The sequence below is a fragment of the Acidovorax sp. JMULE5 genome (assembly GCF_013376875.1).
In the GTDB taxonomy this organism is placed as follows: Bacteria; Pseudomonadota; Gammaproteobacteria; order Burkholderiales; family Burkholderiaceae_C; genus Acidovorax; species Acidovorax facilis.
The window spans coordinates 4061252-4077701 of sequence record NZ_CP035951.1 but is presented as its reverse complement, the minus strand read 5'-3'; the positions used below and the strand labels follow the sequence as shown (position 1 = coordinate 4077701).

General features: G+C 59.5%; 11 protein-coding genes and 5 tRNA genes. 1 reads left to right on the top strand and 15 read right to left on the bottom strand.

What is annotated here, in order from left to right; all coding sequences use genetic code 11:
• Positions 1-153: 153 nt before the first annotated feature.
• From rpoC to EXV95_RS18525, 15 genes are all read right to left on the bottom strand, one after another.
• Positions 154-4389, bottom strand: coding sequence for a DNA-directed RNA polymerase subunit beta' (rpoC, locus tag EXV95_RS18595; RefSeq protein WP_055398513.1), 4236 nt, complete (start codon positions 4387-4389; stop codon positions 154-156).
• A gap of 21 nt (positions 4390-4410) precedes the next feature.
• Positions 4411-8523: a DNA-directed RNA polymerase subunit beta gene (gene rpoB / locus EXV95_RS18590; protein WP_055398512.1), complete on the bottom strand. Its 4113-nt coding sequence runs from the start codon at positions 8521-8523 to the stop codon at positions 4411-4413.
• Positions 8524-8790: 267 nt separating this feature from the next.
• Positions 8791-9168 carry a 50S ribosomal protein L7/L12 gene (gene rplL / locus EXV95_RS18585; RefSeq protein ID WP_008907085.1) on the bottom strand — a complete coding sequence of 126 codons (378 nt, stop codon included), beginning with the start codon at positions 9166-9168 and terminating at the stop codon, positions 8791-8793.
• 40 nt (positions 9169-9208) lie between these two features.
• A complete protein-coding gene (rplJ, locus tag EXV95_RS18580; RefSeq protein ID WP_055398511.1) occupies positions 9209-9733 on the bottom strand; it encodes a 50S ribosomal protein L10 in 525 nt (174 codons plus the stop codon).
• A gap of 233 nt (positions 9734-9966) precedes the next feature.
• Complete coding sequence (gene rplA, locus EXV95_RS18575) at positions 9967-10662, bottom strand: 50S ribosomal protein L1 (protein WP_176887974.1); 696 nt, start codon at positions 10660-10662, stop codon at positions 9967-9969.
• The gene (gene rplK / locus EXV95_RS18570; RefSeq protein WP_010467238.1) at positions 10663-11094 is read right to left on the bottom strand and encodes a 50S ribosomal protein L11; all 432 of its coding nucleotides are present in this window, start codon (positions 11092-11094) and stop codon (positions 10663-10665) included.
• A 163-nt stretch (positions 11095-11257) separates the two neighbouring features.
• Positions 11258-11854 carry a transcription termination/antitermination protein NusG gene (nusG, locus tag EXV95_RS18565; RefSeq protein ID WP_082437456.1) on the bottom strand — a complete coding sequence of 199 codons (597 nt, stop codon included), beginning with the start codon at positions 11852-11854 and terminating at the stop codon, positions 11258-11260.
• A complete protein-coding gene (gene secE / locus EXV95_RS18560; protein ID WP_055398509.1) occupies positions 11851-12237 on the bottom strand; it encodes a preprotein translocase subunit SecE in 387 nt (128 codons plus the stop codon). The genes nusG and secE overlap by 4 nt, the downstream gene beginning before the upstream one ends.
• Before the next feature lie 91 nt (positions 12238-12328).
• Positions 12329-12404: transfer RNA gene (locus EXV95_RS18555), tRNA-Trp, on the bottom strand.
• A gap of 14 nt (positions 12405-12418) precedes the next feature.
• Entirely contained in the window at positions 12419-13609 is a 1191-nt protein-coding gene (gene tuf / locus EXV95_RS18550; protein ID WP_056642984.1) for an elongation factor Tu, read from the bottom strand.
• Positions 13610-13683: 74 nt separating this feature from the next.
• Positions 13684-13758: transfer RNA gene (locus EXV95_RS18545), tRNA-Thr, on the bottom strand.
• Positions 13759-13819: 61 nt separating this feature from the next.
• Positions 13820-13893 (bottom strand) — tRNA-Gly (locus tag EXV95_RS18540).
• Positions 13894-13966: 73 nt separating this feature from the next.
• Positions 13967-14052: transfer RNA gene (locus tag EXV95_RS18535), tRNA-Tyr, on the bottom strand.
• Between the two features lie 104 nt (positions 14053-14156).
• Positions 14157-14232: transfer RNA gene (locus tag EXV95_RS18530), tRNA-Arg, on the bottom strand.
• Positions 14233-14290: 58 nt separating this feature from the next.
• Positions 14291-14989 (bottom strand): TetR family transcriptional regulator, encoded by a 699-nt coding sequence (locus EXV95_RS18525; protein ID WP_255484795.1) that lies wholly within the window; start codon positions 14987-14989, stop codon positions 14291-14293.
• A gap of 192 nt (positions 14990-15181) precedes the next feature.
• Between EXV95_RS18525 and EXV95_RS18520 the strand changes: the two genes are divergently transcribed.
• Positions 15182-16441: an efflux RND transporter periplasmic adaptor subunit gene (locus EXV95_RS18520; protein WP_176887973.1), complete on the top strand. Its 1260-nt coding sequence runs from the start codon at positions 15182-15184 to the stop codon at positions 16439-16441.
• Positions 16442-16450 lie beyond the last annotated feature (9 nt).

Sequence of the window (16450 nt, the reverse complement as noted above, 5' to 3'; positions counted from 1 at the left end):
CAGTTGCCGTCCTCGCGTGCACCACGCGTTACGGCCCGATAAGGAAATGAGGGAGAAAGGCGAAGACTACGAAAGATCGAAGTGCGGGTTCCAGAAAAAAGCTCCCGGCCTGCCAGGGACAGGACGGGAGCTTTTCAGAGGCGGCCCGAAGGCTTAGTCAGCGGCTGCGTCGGTCGCGGTGGAGGTGCTGCCCTCGACTTCCGTTGCTTCACCCTGGGCTTCCATCTCGGCGGCTTCGGCTTCGGCAATGGCGCGGCGCTCGGCGTCGTCCATGGCGTCCTTGGCCTTGCGTGCCTGGTGGTAGGCCATGCCGGTACCGGCCGGGATCAGGCGACCCACGATCACGTTTTCCTTCAGGCCACGCAGCTCGTCGCGCTTGCCCATGATGGCAGCCTCGGTGAGCACGCGGGTCGTTTCCTGGAAGGAAGCGGCCGAGATGAACGAGTCGGTCGACAGCGAAGCCTTGGTGATACCCAGCAGCAGGTTGCTGTAGGTCGCGGGGATCTTGCCTTCGGCCTGCAACGCATCGTTGGTGTTGAGGATCTCGGAACGCTCGATCTGTTCACCGGCGATGTAGTTGGACTCGCCAACGTTCTCGACCACGACGCGGCGCAGCATCTGGCGAACGATCACCTCGATGTGCTTGTCGTTGATCTTCACACCCTGCAAGCGGTACACATCCTGCACTTCATCAACGATGTAGCGCGACAGCTCTTCGATACCCAGCAAACGCAAGATGTCTTGTGGGTCGGCCGGGCCGTCCACAATCGATTCGCCCTTGTTCACCACCTGGCCTTCGTGAACCAGGATGTTCTTTTCCTTGGGCACGAGTTCTTCGAACACATGGCCTTCAGGGTCGGTGATCTGCAGGCGGACCTTGCCCTTGGTTTCCTTGCCGAACGACACGGTACCGGTCATCTCGGCCAGCGTTCCCTTGTCCTTCGGCGTACGGGCTTCAAACAGCTCGGCCACACGGGGCAGACCGCCGGTAATGTCGCGGGTTTTCTGACCTTCGACCGGAATACGCGCCAGCACTTCGCCGGGGCCCACATCCTGGCCGTCGCGCACCTGAATCAGAGCGCCCACCTGGAAGCCGATGGTCACCGAGTGGTCGGTGCCAGGGATCTTCACTTCGTTGCCCTGGGCGTCGATCAGCTTCACCTGCGGACGCACGACCTTGGCAGCACCACGGCGCTTCGGATCGATCACCACCAGCGTGGACAGGCCGGTCACTTCGTCGACCTGCTTGGCCACCGTGAGACCTTCTTCGACGTTCTCGAACTTGGTCTGACCGGCGAACTCGGTGATGATGGGGCGCGTCAGCGGATCCCAGTTGGCGAGGATGGTGCCAGCCTTGATGGTCTGGTCGGCCTTGACCGTCAGCGTTGCACCGTAAGGAACCTTGTGGCGTTCGCGCTCGCGGCCATGCTCGTCATGGATGATGATTTCACCCGAACGTGCAATGACGACCAGCTCACCCTTGGTGTTGCTCACGTAGCGCATCGTGGCGTTGAAGCCGATCACGCCGTTGGACTTGGCTTCCACGCTCGATGCGATGGCAGCGCGCGATGCGGCACCACCGATGTGGAACGTGCGCATGGTCAGCTGCGTGCCGGGTTCACCGATGGACTGGGCAGCAATCACACCCACGGCTTCGCCGAGGTTGATCAGGCCGCCACGGCCCAAGTCGCGGCCATAGCACTTGGCGCACAGGCCGTAGCGGGTTTCGCAGGTCAGTGCCGTGCGAACCTTCACTTCGTCCACGCCAGCCGCTTCGAGTTCTTCGATGAGGTCTTCGTCGAGCATGACACCCGCTGAGACCAGCACCGAGCGGTTCTCGGGGTGCAGCACGTCTTCAGCCGCCGTGCGGCCCAGGATACGGTCGCGCAGCGATTCGATCACTTCACCGCCTTCGACGATGGCGCGCATCAGCGAACCATTGGAAGTGCCGCAATCTTCTTCGGTCACAACCAGATCCTGCGTCACGTCCACCAGACGGCGGGTCAGGTAACCCGAGTTGGCGGTCTTCAGCGCCGTGTCGGCCAGACCCTTACGGGCACCGTGGGTGGAGATGAAGTACTCCAGCACGTTCAGACCTTCGCGGAAGTTCGCGGTAATAGGCGTTTCGATGATCGAGCCATCCGGCTTGGCCATCAGACCCCGCATACCGGCCACCTGACGAATCTGTGCTGCGGAACCGCGAGCGCCAGAGTCGGCCATCATGTAGATGGAGTTGAAGGACTCCTGGTCCACTTCCTTGCCGTGGCGGTCCATGACCTTCTGCTTGGACAGCTGGGCCATCATCACCTTGGACACTTCGTCGCCGGCCTTGCCCCAGATGTCCACCACCTTGTTGTAGCGCTCGCCAGAGGTGACCAGACCGGACACATACTGCTGTTCGATCTCCTTCACTTCCTTCTCGGAACGCTCGATGATGCCGGCCTTTTGTGGCGGCACCAGCATGTCATCAATGGCGATCGAGATGCCGGCGCGCGTGGCGAGACGGAAGCCGTTTTGCAGCAGCTTGTCGGCGAACACGACCGTTTCCTTCAGACCGCACTTGCGGAACGAGACGTTGATCAGGCGCGAGATTTCCTTCTTCTTGAGCGCCTTGTTCATGTTGGAGAACGGCAGGCCCTTGGGAAGAATCTCGGACAGCAGCGCACGGCCGGCCGTGGTTTCCACGAGCGAGGTGGATGGAACGAATTCGCCCGTTTCCTTGTTCTTGGTCCACTCGGTCATGCGCACCGTGATCTTGGCGGCCAGTTCGACCTCGCCGGCGTCCAGAGCACGTTGCACTTCACCGGTATCGGCAAACACCAGGCCTTCGCCCTTGCCGTTGATGCGATCGCGGGTGGCGTAGTACAGGCCCAGCACCACGTCCTGCGAAGGAACGATGGAGGGTTCGCCCGACGCAGGGAACAGCACGTTGTTGGAGGCCAGCATCAGCGTGCGGGCTTCCATCTGCGCTTCCACCGACAGCGGGACGTGGACAGCCATCTGGTCACCGTCGAAGTCGGCGTTGAAAGCCGCGCAAACGAGGGGGTGCAGCTGAATGGCCTTGCCTTCGATCAGGATGGGCTCAAAGGCCTGGATACCCAAACGGTGCAGCGTAGGCGCACGGTTCAGCATCACGGGGTGCTCTTTGATCACCTCTTCCAGGATGTCCCACACCACGGGGGTGCCGGATTCGACTTCCTTCTTGGCGGCCTTGATCGTCGTCGCGATGCCCATGGCTTCGAGGCGCGAGAAGATGAAAGGCTTGAACAGCTCCAGCGCCATCAGCTTGGGCAGGCCGCACTGGTGCAGCTTGAGCGTTGGGCCCACGGTAATCACGGAACGACCGGAGTAGTCCACGCGCTTGCCCAGCAAGTTCTGGCGGAAACGGCCGGACTTGCCCTTGATCATGTCGGCCAGCGACTTCAGCGCGCGCTTGTTGGCGCCCGTCATGGCCTTGCCACGGCGGCCGTTGTCCAGCAGCGAGTCAACCGCTTCCTGCAGCATCCGCTTTTCGTTGCGGGCGATGATTTCAGGGGCCTTCAGCTCCAGCAGGCGGCGCAGACGCGAGTTGCGGTTGATGACGCGGCGATACAGGTCGTTCAGGTCGGAGGTCGCAAAGCGGCCGCCGTCCAGCGGCACCAGCGGACGCAGGTCCGGTGGCAGCACGGGCAGCACTTCGAGCACCATCCACTCGGGCTTGATGCCCGACTTCTTGAACGCTTCGAGCACCTTCAGGCGCTTGGCGTTCTTCTTGACCTTGACTTCAGAGCCGGTGAGGTCGCCACGCAGGCGCTCAATCGACATGTCGATGTCGATGGATTCCAGCAGGTCCTTGATACCCTCAGCGCCCATCTTGGCGATGAATTCGTCGCCGTATTCCTTGCGCTTGGCGTCGTAGTCGTCCTCGGACATGATGCTGAACTTCTTCAGCGGCGTCATGCCGGGGTCGGTCACCACATAGGCTTCAAAGTACAGCACGCGCTCAATGTCGCGCAGCGTCATGTCCAGCACCAGGCCCAGACGCGATGGCAGCGACTTCAGGAACCAGATGTGGGCGCAGGGCGCGGCCAGGTCGATGTGGCCCATGCGCTCGCGGCGCACCTTGGTCTGCGTGACTTCAACGCCGCACTTCTCGCAGATCACACCACGGTGCTTGAGGCGCTTGTACTTGCCGCACAGGCATTCGTAGTCCTTGATGGGACCAAAAATCTTGGCGCAGAACAGGCCGTCGCGCTCGGGCTTGAAAGTGCGGTAGTTGATGGTTTCGGGCTTCTTCACTTCGCCAAAAGACCACGAACGGATCTTTTCGGGAGAAGCCATGCCGATGCGGATGGCATCGAAATGCTCGTCCGGCGTGAATTGCTTGAACAGGTCGAGTAGCGATTTCATAGTGACTCTTTCCTTTTCTGCTTAGGAGCGTTCCAGCTCGATGTCCAGGCCCAGCGAACGGATTTCCTTGACCAGCACGTTGAACGATTCCGGCATGCCGGCTTCGATGGCGTGTTCGCCCTTGACAATGGATTCGTACACCTTGGTACGGCCCACCACGTCGTCGGACTTCACGGTCAGCATTTCCTGCAGGACGTAGGCAGCGCCGTAAGCTTCCAGCGCCCACACTTCCATTTCCCCGAAACGCTGGCCACCAAACTGCGCCTTACCACCCAGCGGCTGCTGCGTGACGAGCGAGTAAGGACCGGTCGAGCGGGCGTGCATCTTGTCGTCCACCAAATGGTGCAGCTTCAGGTAGTGCATGTAACCAATGGTGGTCGGACGCTCGAAGCGCTCGCCCGTACGGCCATCGAACAGGTACGCCTGCGTGCGGGTGGGCGTGAGGCCCTTGCGCTCTGCAATGTCGTCTGGGTAGGCGATCTTGAGCATGTCCTTGATTTCTTCTTCCGAAGCACCATCGAACACGGGCGTCGCATAAGGCACACCGTTGGTCAGGTTGGCAGCCATGGCCATCACGTCGTCATCGCTGAGCAGCGACAGGTCTTCCGTGCGACCGCGCGAGTTGTACACCTCTTCGAGGAACTTGCGCATGTCGGCGGCCTTGGCCTGCTCCTGCAGCATGTTGCCGATGCGTTGGCCAATGCCCTTGCCGGCCCAGCCCAGGTGGACTTCCAGCACCTGACCAATGTTCATCCGCGAGGGCACGCCCAGCGGGTTCAGAACGATATCGGCAGGTGTGCCGTCGGCCATGTAAGGCATGTCTTCGACCGGAACGATCTTGGAGACCACACCCTTGTTACCGTGGCGGCCGGCCATCTTGTCACCTGGCTGCAGACGGCGCTTGACGGCCAAGTACACCTTGACCATCTTCAGCACGCCAGCTGGCAACTCGTCGCCTTGCGTGAGCTTCTTGCGCTTTTCTTCAAAAGCCAGGTCGAAGCTGTGGCGCGTCTGCTCCAGCGCGTTCTTGATGGACTCGAGTTGCGTAGCTACTTCGTCTTCAGCCGGGCGGATGTCGAACCAGTGGAACTTCTCGACGGACGACAGGTAGGCCTTGTCGATCTTCGTGCCCTTGGCCAACTTCTGCGGGCCGCCGTTGGCCACACGGCCGTTCAGCAGCTTTTCGATACGGTCAAAAGCGTCGGCTTCCACAATGCGCAGCTGGTCGTTCAGGTCCAGGCGGAAACGCTTGAGTTCATCGTCGATGATCTGCTGGGCGCGCTTGTCACGCTGGATGCCTTCGCGGGTGAAGACCTGCACGTCGATCACGGTGCCCGACGAGCCTTGGTCCACGCGCAGCGAGGTATCCTTCACGTCGGAAGCCTTCTCGCCGAAGATGGCGCGCAGCAGCTTCTCCTCAGGCGTGAGCGTCGTTTCGCCCTTGGGCGTGACCTTGCCGACCAGCGTATCGCCGGGTTGCACTTCGGCGCCCACGTAGATGATGCCGGACTCGTCAAGGCGGTTCAGTTGCTGCTCCGACAGGTTCGGAATGTCGCGCGTGATTTCTTCGGCGCCCAGCTTCGTGTCGCGCGCCATGACCACGAGTTCCTCGATGTGAATCGAGGTATAGCGGTCTTCGGCCACCACGCGTTCGGAGATCAGGATCGAGTCTTCGAAGTTGTAGCCGTTCCAAGGCATGAACGCGATCAGCATGTTCTGGCCGATGGCGATTTCGCCGAAGTCCGTCGATGCGCCGTCGGCGATCACGTCACCCTTGACCAGCATGTCGCCCTTCTTGACGATGGGGCGCTGGTGGATATTGGTGTTCTGGTTAGAACGCTGGTACTTGATGAGGTTGTAGATATCCACACCCACTTCACCGGCCACGGCTTCGGCATCGTTGACGCGGATCACGATACGGGTCGCATCCACATAGTCCACCACACCGCCACGGGTCGCCGTCACGACGGTGCCCGAGTCCACAGCAGCCACGCGCTCGATGCCCGTGCCCACCAGCGGCTTTTCAGGACGCAGCACTGGCACGGCCTGGCGCGACATGTTGGCGCCCATCAGCGCGCGGTTCGCATCATCGTGTTCCAGGAAGGGCACCAGCGAAGCCGCGACCGACACGATCTGCGCGGGCGACACGTCCATGTACTGCACGCGGTCTGCACCACACAGAATGGATTCACCCTTCTCACGGGCAGACACCAGATCACCCGTCAAACGGCCATCCTTGTCGAGCACGGCGTTCGCCTGCGCGATCACGTACTTGCCTTCTTCGATGGCCGAGAGGTAGTCGATTTCGTTCGTGACCTTGCCATCCACCACGCGACGGTAAGGGGTTTCGATGAAACCGTACTCGTTCAGCCGAGCGTACAGGGCCAGCGAGTTGATCAGGCCGATGTTAGGGCCTTCAGGTGTTTCGATAGGGCAGACGCGGCCGTAATGGGTTACGTGCACGTCGCGCACTTCGAAGCCTGCGCGTTCGCGGGTCAGACCACCCGGACCCAGGGCGGAAACACGGCGCTTGTGCGTGATTTCGGCGAGCGGATTGGTCTGGTCCATGAACTGAGACAGCTGCGAGGCGCCGAAGAATTCCTTCAGGGCGGCCGAGATCGGCTTGCTGTTGATCAGGTCATGGGGCATCAGCGGCTCTTGCTCGGCCTGGCCCAGACGCTCTTTCACCGCCTTTTCGATACGTGCCAGGCCCGTGCGGTACTGGTTTTCGGCCAGTTCGCCCACGCAACGCACGCGGCGGTTGCCCAGGTGATCGATGTCATCAACTTCGCCGTTGCCGTTGCGCAGGTCCACCAGAATCTTGACCACAGCCAAGATGTCTTCGTTGGACAGCACCATGGGGCCAGTGGATTCGTCGCGGCCAATCTTGGCGTTGAACTTCATGCGGCCCACACGCGACAGGTCGTACGTGTCGGGGTTGTAGAACAGGCGCTGGAACAGGGCCTGCACGGCGTCTTCCGTAGGCGGCTCGCCGGGGCGCATCATGCGGTAGATGGCCACGCGCGCAGCAAATTCGTCCACCGTTTCGTCGATGCGCAGGGTCTGCGACATGTACGCCCCCTGGTCGAGTTCATTGGTGTAGATGCACTGTACGTCTTGCACACCAGCGCTGCGCAGCTTCTTGAGCAGCGCTTCGGTCAGCTCGTCATTCGCCTTGGCGATGATCTCACCAGTGTCCGCATCCACAATATTGCGGGCCACGACGCGACCGATCAGGAAGTCTTCGGGCACGCTGATGTGCGTGGTACCAGACTGTTCCAGTTCTCGGGTGTGGCGAGCCGTCACGCGCTTGTCCTTGGCCACTACGACCTTGCCGGACTTGTCGGTGATGTCAAAACGGGCCACTTCACCACGCAGACGCTCTGACACAAATTCCATTTGTGCACCGCTGTCCATCAGACGGAAGTTATCGTTGACGAAGAAGTTCGCCAGGATAGATTCTGGATTCAGGCCGATGGCCTTGAGCAGGATCGTGACCGGCATCTTGCGGCGACGGTCCACGCGGAAATACAGGATGTCCTTGGGGTCGAACTCGAAATCGAGCCACGAACCACGGTAGGGAATGATCCGCGCCGAGAACAGCAGCTTGCCCGAGCTGTGGGTCTTGCCCTTGTCATGCTCGAAAAATACACCAGGCGAACGGTGCAGCTGCGACACGATCACACGCTCGGTACCGTTGATGATGAACGAGCCCTTGTCGGTCATCAGGGGCACTTCACCCATGTAGACCTCTTGCTCCTTCACTTCCTTGACCACCTTGGACTGCGACGTCGAGGACTCGCGGTCATAGATGATCAGTTGCACCTTGGCGCGCACAGCCGAGGCGAAGGTCAGACCACGGGTCTGGCACTCGCGCACATCAAAAGCCGGCTTGGCCAGGTTGTATTCAATGAACTTCATCTCCACAAAACCGTTGTGGGAGACGATAGGAAAGGCAGCGTCGAATGCAGCCTGAAGGCCTTCGATGGTTCTTTTCTGGGGTGCTTTATCAGCCTGCAAGAAAGCGGTGTAGGCGTCCTTCTGCATCTGCAGCAGATAAGGAACTTCGAGCACGCTATCGCGGGTGCCGAAACTTTTGCGAATTCGCTTGCGTTCGGTGTAGGAATAGGCCATGAGATCTCCGGGCAAAGACATGAGTCCTGGGTCTTCGACGACTGACCCGCAAGGAGCGCTGTCCTTACGGGCTTGGCGGTTGGCCACTACCAACCATGGCGGACGGTGATGCGTTGCACATCACCCGAACCAAGGCGTCTTCTGCTGTCGGGGTTGTCAGAAGACACTCGAAAACCAGCGTTTGCACGGCGGCTTTCGGGTGCGCTCTGAAAGCACCAAAGGCTGGAGGCCCTTTGAGGAGCACTCCAGCCCTTGAGCAAGACCGAATTACTTGAGTTCGGCCTTGGCGCCGGCTTCCACCAGCTTCTTGACGGCTGCTTCGGCGTCGGCCTTGGCAATGCCTTCCTTGACGTTCTTGGGAGCGCCGTCCACCAGATCCTTGGCTTCCTTGAGGCCCAGGCCGGTGATTTCGCGCACTGCCTTGATGACGGACACCTTGTTGGCGCCAGCTTCGGTCAGCACCACGTTGAATTCCGTCTTTTCTTCAGCAGCAGCGGCGCCAGCGCCACCACCAGCGGCAGCTGGAGCAGCCATGGCTGCAGCGCTCACGCCAAACTTCTCTTCAATGGCCTTCACCAGGTCATTGAGTTCCAGAACCGTCATGCTGTCCAGCGCGGTCAAAAATGCGTCTTTATCGAATGCCATTTTGATTTCCTAACAATTGTGTTGGTTGTCTGCCGGGCTATCAAGCCGCAACAGGTTCGGCGGCCGGTGCGGCTGCGCCTTCGCCTTTTTTCGCCGCCAGTGCGCCCAGCACAACGGCCGTACGCGACATGGGGGACATAAGCAAGCCACAAATCTGAGCCAGCAGAACTTCCTTGGAAGGAATGTTGGCCAGTTGCTTAACGCCGTTCACGTCCAGGGCCTTACCACCGAAAGCGCCACCGCGAATCACCAGCTTGTCGTTGGTTTTCGCAAAGTCAGCCACCACTTTCGCGGCAGCCACGGCGTCTTCGGAGAAGCCATAGATCAGAGGACCGGTCATCTGGTCAGCCACCACGTCAAACGCGCTGCCAGCCACAGCACGGCGGGCCAAAGTGTTCTTCAGAACACTCAGGTTCACGCCCTTGCTGCGAGCTTCCACACGCAGTTTGGTCATGTCGGCGACCGTGATGCCACGGTATTCCGCGATCACAAGCGTTTGAGCTTTAGCGGCGAGGCTGGTCACTTCACTGATGACCGCTTCTTTCTCACTGCGATTAAGACTCAAGGTCTACTCCTTAAATTGTGCATTCAGGCTTGCGCCCTCGTACACGCTCTTGTTGCAGCGACCAACTGTTTCGGAATGAATTCCATCTGCAGCGGGATCGCCATCTGCGTTGGCCCCGGAGGGATTAAGTGCAAGGCTGCACACCAACGGTCTTGGATGGCCTGGAGATGGTTGTTACACCACCCCAGCCCACCACATCAGGCCCTTGCAGGCCCGAAGATTTTTTAACGCAATTACGCTGCGATGGATTGCGTGTCCACGCGGACGCCAACGCCCATCGTGGAGGACACAGCGACCTTGCGCAGGTACAGACCCTTGCTCGAAGCAGGCTTAGCCTTGTTCAGAGCGTCGATCAGTGCAGCCAAGTTACCTTGCAGCTTTTCATTGTCGAACGAGCGGCGACCAATGGTGCTGTGCACGATACCGGCCTTGTCCACACGGAACTGCACCTGACCTGCCTTGGCATTTTTCACAGCCGTAGCCACGTCGGGGGTAACCGTGCCCACCTTGGGGTTTGGCATCAGGCCACGTGGGCCCAGGATCTGACCCAGGGTACCTACAACGCGCATGGCGTCAGGAGCAGCGATCACCACGTCGAAGGGCATGTCACCTGCCTTCACCATGGCAGCCAGGTCATCCATGCCAACGATGTCAGCGCCAGCAGCCTTGGCTTCTTCCGCCTTGGCACCTTGCGCAAAGACGGCCACACGGGTCGTCTTGCCAGTACCGTTGGGCAGCACGACAGCGCCACGCACCACTTGGTCGGACTTCTTGGCATCAATGCCCAGCTGAACAGCCACGTCGATGGATTCATCGAACTTAGCAGTAGCAGCTTCCTTCACCAGAACCACGGCTTCTGCAAAGGCGTACAGCTTGGTGCTGTCAACCTTGCCCTGCAGGGCCTTTTGCTTTTTTGTCAACTTGGCCATTTACAAACCCTCCACCGTCACGCCCATCGAGCGAGCGGAACCAGCCAGCGTACGGACAGCAGCGTCAACATTTGCCGCATTCATGTCCTTCATCTTGGTCTTGGCGATTTCTTCGAGCTGTTCGCGCGTGATCTTGCCAACCTTGGTCTTCAACGGATTGGAAGAACCTTTTTCGAGCTTGATAGCCTTCTTGATCAGAGTCGTCGCAGGCGGCGTCTTGATGATGAAGGTAAAGCTCTTGTCCGCGAACGCCGTGATGACCACGGGCAGTGGCAGACCTGGCTCCACACCTTGGGTCTGCGCATTAAATGCCTTGCAGAACTCCATGATGTTGAGGCCACGCTGACCCAATGCAGGGCCGATGGGTGGGGATGGATTGGCCTTACCAGCTGGAACTTGCAGCTTGATAAAACCGACGATTTTTTTCGCCATGTTTTACTCCTTACGGGTCATAACGCTGTTGTCGCACCACGCAACAACTGGCTCCCCGGGGTTAACGACTCGCTATCACGATGTTCGCACCGAGTCGAAAAGTGCGGCATCCAACTGCTTACCCTGGGCTTGCCAGGGAGAACTTAGGTGTTATCCGAAAGACTTATGTCTTTTCGACCTGCCCAAACTCCAGCTCGACCGGCGTGGAGCGGCCAAAAATCATCACGGAGACCCGCACACGGCTCTTTTCGTAATTGACCTCTTCAACCGAACCATTGAAGTCGGTGAAGGGACCTTCTTTGACACGAACAAGTTCGCCCACCATGAATTCGATCTTGTGGCGAGGCTTGTCTGTGCCTTCCTGCATCTGGCTGACGATTTTCTGGACTTCCTCTTCAGAAATCGGCGCAGGGCGATTTTTCGCCCCCCCCACAAACCCCGTCACCTTGTTGGTGTGCTTCACCAGATGCCAGGTGTCATCGTCCATCACCATCTCGACGAACACATAGCCAGGAAACAAGCGACGCTCTGTCGTCTTGCGCTGGCCGTTCTTCATTTCGACCACTTCCTCGGTCGGCACAAGAATGCGACCAAACTTGTCCTGCATACCCGAGCGACCAATCCGCTCCTGAATATTGCGCTCCACAGCCTTTTCCATGCCCGAGTAGGCATGGACAATGTACCAACGCAGATCGGGATTTGCCGAAGCAGAAGCGCCTGCAGGAGCTTCTGCTCCAGTGATTTCCGCAGCGGTTGTCATGACTTTCTCCAGCCCAAAATCAAGTCGTACAAGACCCATTCCAGCGTCTTGTCAGTGAACCACAGGAAAAGGGCCATGATCACCACAAAGGCGAATACGTAGGCCGTCATCTGCAGGGTTTCCTTGCGGGTGGGCCAAACGACCTTCTTCACCTCGCGCCAAGCGTCTTTGGCAAAGGCGACGAACTGGCGACCGGACTCCGACACCAAGAACACGCCAGCAGCAGCAGCCAGCCCAACGATCAGCGCAGCCCACTGCACCACAGCGCCTTGTTTTCCCAACAAATAGAAGCCTACAACCGAAGCGATGACCAGAGCCACCACCGCAGCGAGCTTGGCCTTGTCTGCGCCTGTATTGACTGTTTCAACCTGTGAAGTGGCCATCTTTGAGTATTTCCTGCTTCCGATGCACGGCATCACTTAAGACACCGAAGCCCGCCAGGGTCTGGCGGGCTTGTTTTGGGCCACATTCAAGTGGCAGGGGCAGTAGGAATCGAACCTACAACCTTCGGTTTTGGAGACCGACGCTCTGCCAATTGAGCTATACCCCTGTATACCTTGCTAATTAAGCAATGATCTTGGCCACGACGCCAGCGCCCACGGTACGGCCGCCTTCGCGGATAGCGAAGCGCAGACCTTCTTCCATAGCGATGGGGTTGATCAGCTTCACAGTGATCGACACGTTGTCACCAGGCATGACCATTTCCTTGTCGGCTGGCAGCTCGATGGCGCCGGTCACGTCGGTCGTGCGGAAGTAGAACTGAGGGCGGTAGTTGTTGAAGAAGGGCGTGTGACGGCCGCCTTCGTCCTTGCTCAGAACATACACTTCGGCGGTGAAGTGGGTGTGGGGCTTGATCGAGCCGGGCTTGCACAGCACTTGGCCACGCTCCACGTCTTCGCGCTTGGTGCCGCGCAGCAGCAGGCCGACGTTGTCGCCAGCTTGACCTTGGTCCAGCAGCTTGCGGAACATTTCCACGCCGGTGCAGATGGTCTTTTGCGTGTCGCGGATACCGACGATTTCGATTTCTTCGCCGACCTTGATGATGCCGCGCTCAACGCGACCGGTCACCACGGTGCCACGGCCGGAGATGGAGAACACGTCTTCCACGGGCATCAGGAAGGCACCGTCCACAGCGCGCTCTGGCGTGGGGATGTAGGTGTCCAGCGCTTCAGCCAGCTTCATGATGGCTTCTTCACCCAGCTTGCCCTTGTCGCCTTCCAGGGCGAGCTTGGCGGAACCACGGATGATGGGGGTGTCGTCGCCAGGGAAGTCGTACTTGTCCAGGAGTTCGCGCACTTCCATTTCGACGAGTTCGAGCAGCTCTTCGTCGTCCACCATGTCGCACTTGTTCAGGAACACGATGATGTAAGGCACGCCCACTTGGCGAGCCAGCAGGATGTGCTCGCGGGTCTGGGGCATTGGGCCGTCAGCGGCCGAGCACACCAGGATAGCGCCGTCCATCTGAGCTGCGCCGGTGATCATGTTCTTCACATAGTCGGCGTGACCAGGGCAGTCCACGTGGGCGTAGTGGCGGTTGGCCGTTTCGTATTCCACGTGAGCGGTGTTGATCGTGATACCGCGGGCCTTTTCTTCGGGCGCTGCGTCGATCTGGTCGTATGCCTTGGCTTCACCGCCGAACTTGGCGGACAGCACGGTAGCGATGGCTGCCGTCAGCGTCGTCTTGCCATGGTCCACGTGGCCGATTGTGCCCACGTTGACGTGAGGCTTGGTGCGCTCGAACTTACCTTTTGCCATTTTTCCGACTCCGAAAAAAATCTATACCAATACAACTGGATCTCGGCGCAACCAGAATCGGACGCACCTGAAAGTGGTGCCCATGGCGGGAATCGGACCCGCGACCTCTCCCTTACCAAGGGAGTGCTCTACCACTGAGCCACATGGGCAACTTGACACCGCTCGCGCGACATCAAAATCTCTAACTCAACAAACCAGCACAACAAGCAATGGAGCGGGAGACGGGAATCGAACCCGCGTCATTAGCTTGGAAGGCTAGGGTTCTACCATTGAACTACTCCCGCATCGACCAACAGTCTCTGCGCGCCCAGCCCCGCAAAAACGAGACCAAACACCAACCTCATCACTTCTATTCACTGGTGGAGGGGACTGGATTCGAACCAGTGTAGGCGTAAGCCAACAGATTTACAGTCTGCCCCCTTTAGCCACTCGGGCACCCCTCCGGAGAATTTCGAATTATAGCACCAGTTTTTTGCAGTCCAGAGAAATTCATAAGGCCAAGCCACCACGCCAAGTTCATGACAGGAGGCAAAGCTATACAAATCCATGGTGCGGCTGGCGGGGATCGAACCCACGACCCTTGGCTTCGGAGGCCAATACTCTATCCACTGAGCTACAGCCGCACGACCGAAATGGCATAGCTTCGCATTATCGCACGCCACCACACGTCGAAGGAATCAATCACAACCGACTCCCGTACAACGACGAAATGGATGGCACATCAGGAAGGAAGACTACAAACCTCGGCACCCGAGGACACCGGCAGCGAGAGCCCCAGCCCCAACAAAAGGCATCGGTACAGGCACCACCAACACCCACAAGATCAAAACCACCCTCGCTCAGGATCCAGTTTCGAATCAAGCCATCGAACAGGGCATGCAAACCAATCGCCGCCTCGATCGGAGCCATCGGCAAGACAACCCCCTGGTGCTGCGCCCCCAACGCGAAATCACGCGCCAGCTGCTGCGTAAAACCCTCCGACGCAGCCACATGGCGGTCACGCACCCCCACAAGCTCACTCACATACTCTACTTTGTAGAGCGCGATCTCAAAAACCCTGCGCGTTCGCTCATCAGAGGCAACGCCGCGCAGCACGAGCGCCATCACCGCGCGCAATCGCTGCACAGGGTCTGGACAGGTGCTGCTCTCAAACTCCCCGTAGCCTTGCTCCAGCGGAAGTGTCACCCGATCCATCATGGCATTGAAAAGATCCACCTTGTCCTTGAAGTGCCAGTAGATCGCTCCCCGCGTAGCCCCCGCAGCCTGCGCAATATCACTCAGCGAAGCGCGTGAAACCCCCTTCTCTCGAAAAACCTGCTCCGCCGCATCAATCAAGCCGTTGCGCGTGGCAACCGCATCTTCCTTGGTTCGACGCGCCATTGGTATTTGTCTCCTCGTTCTACACACTACGTACCCACACGATCCACAAAGGCATCAGCCGTCACAATTATACATTCATGTCTGTATGTATAATCGCGCACTTATTTTGTCGGGCTCTGGCCTGGTCGGGCCCTCGACAAGCGGCCCATCCCCTACAACCCGATTCCTTGACGCCCATCAAAAAGGACTCCCATGCTGCGTGATGCATCTGCAACTCCCTCCTTTAGCGCCTTTCCCACCCGCAGGGCTGTCTCTCTGGTTGCCTTGACAGCAACAACACTGCTTCTCGCCTCTTGTGGCAAGACGGATGGCCAAGCACCCGCTGGAGGGCCGCAAATGCCACCTGTTGAGGTGGGTGTGGTGACGGCAACGCCTGGCGATGTCGGCTTGATCACGGAATTGCCGGGCCGTGTGGAGGCCTCGAGGGTTGCACAAGTACGTGCTCGCGCCGCAGGCATCCTGCAGCAGCGCCTTTTCAAGGAAGGCAGTGATGTGAAGGCAGGGCAGCCGCTGTTCCGCATTGACCCTGCCCCCTACGCTGCAGCATCGGAAAGCGCGCGAGCCGGCCTGGCCAAGGCCCAGGCCAACCTCGCACAGGCCAGTGCTCAAGTGGAACGCTACCGCCCGCTGGTGAGTGCCAATGCCATCAGCAAACAGGATTTTGTGAATGCCGAAGCTGCCGAAAAGCAGGCACAGGCAGATGTGGCCACCGCCCGGGCTGCTGTACGTACGGCAGACATCAACCTGGGTTACGCCAGTGTGACCTCGCCCATCTCGGGCCGTATCGGCCGGGCTCTGGTTACCGAAGGTGCGCTCGTGGGACAAGGCGAAGCAACCCCCCTGGCGGTGGTGCAGCAGATCGACCCCGTGTACGTGAACTTCACCCAATCGGCGGGCGACGTCTTTCAGTTGCGACGGGCCATGGAAAGTGGACAGTTCAAGCGTGCAGGCAGCGCAGAGGCCGCCAGTGTCAAACTCGTGATGGGCGATGGTTCGGAGTACGCCCAGACAGGAAAGCTGCTGTTCACCGACCTGTCGGTGGACGCCACCACGGGCCAGGTCACGCTGCGCGCCGAGGTGCCCAACCCCAAGGGCGAGTTGTTGCCCGGCCTGTACCTGCGCGTGCGCATTGAGCAAGCCCAGGCCAGCAATGCCATCACCCTGCCTCAGCAGGCTGTCACGCGCACCCAACAGGGCGACACCGTGAGCGTGGTGGGCGAAGACGGCAAGGTGTCCCAGCGCACCATCAAGGTCAGCGCCGCACAAAACAACCGTTGGGTGGTTCTTGAGGGGCTGAAGGCCGGGGAAAAGATCATGGTGGACGGTTTCCAGAAGCTGCAGATGCTGCCTCCCGGCACGCCCGTAAAACCCGTCCCGTGGCAAGCTCCGGGGGCGCCTTCGGCACAGGCCGCTACACCTGCTGCATCGGCCGCTTCGGCATCGAAGCCATAAGGGGCATTC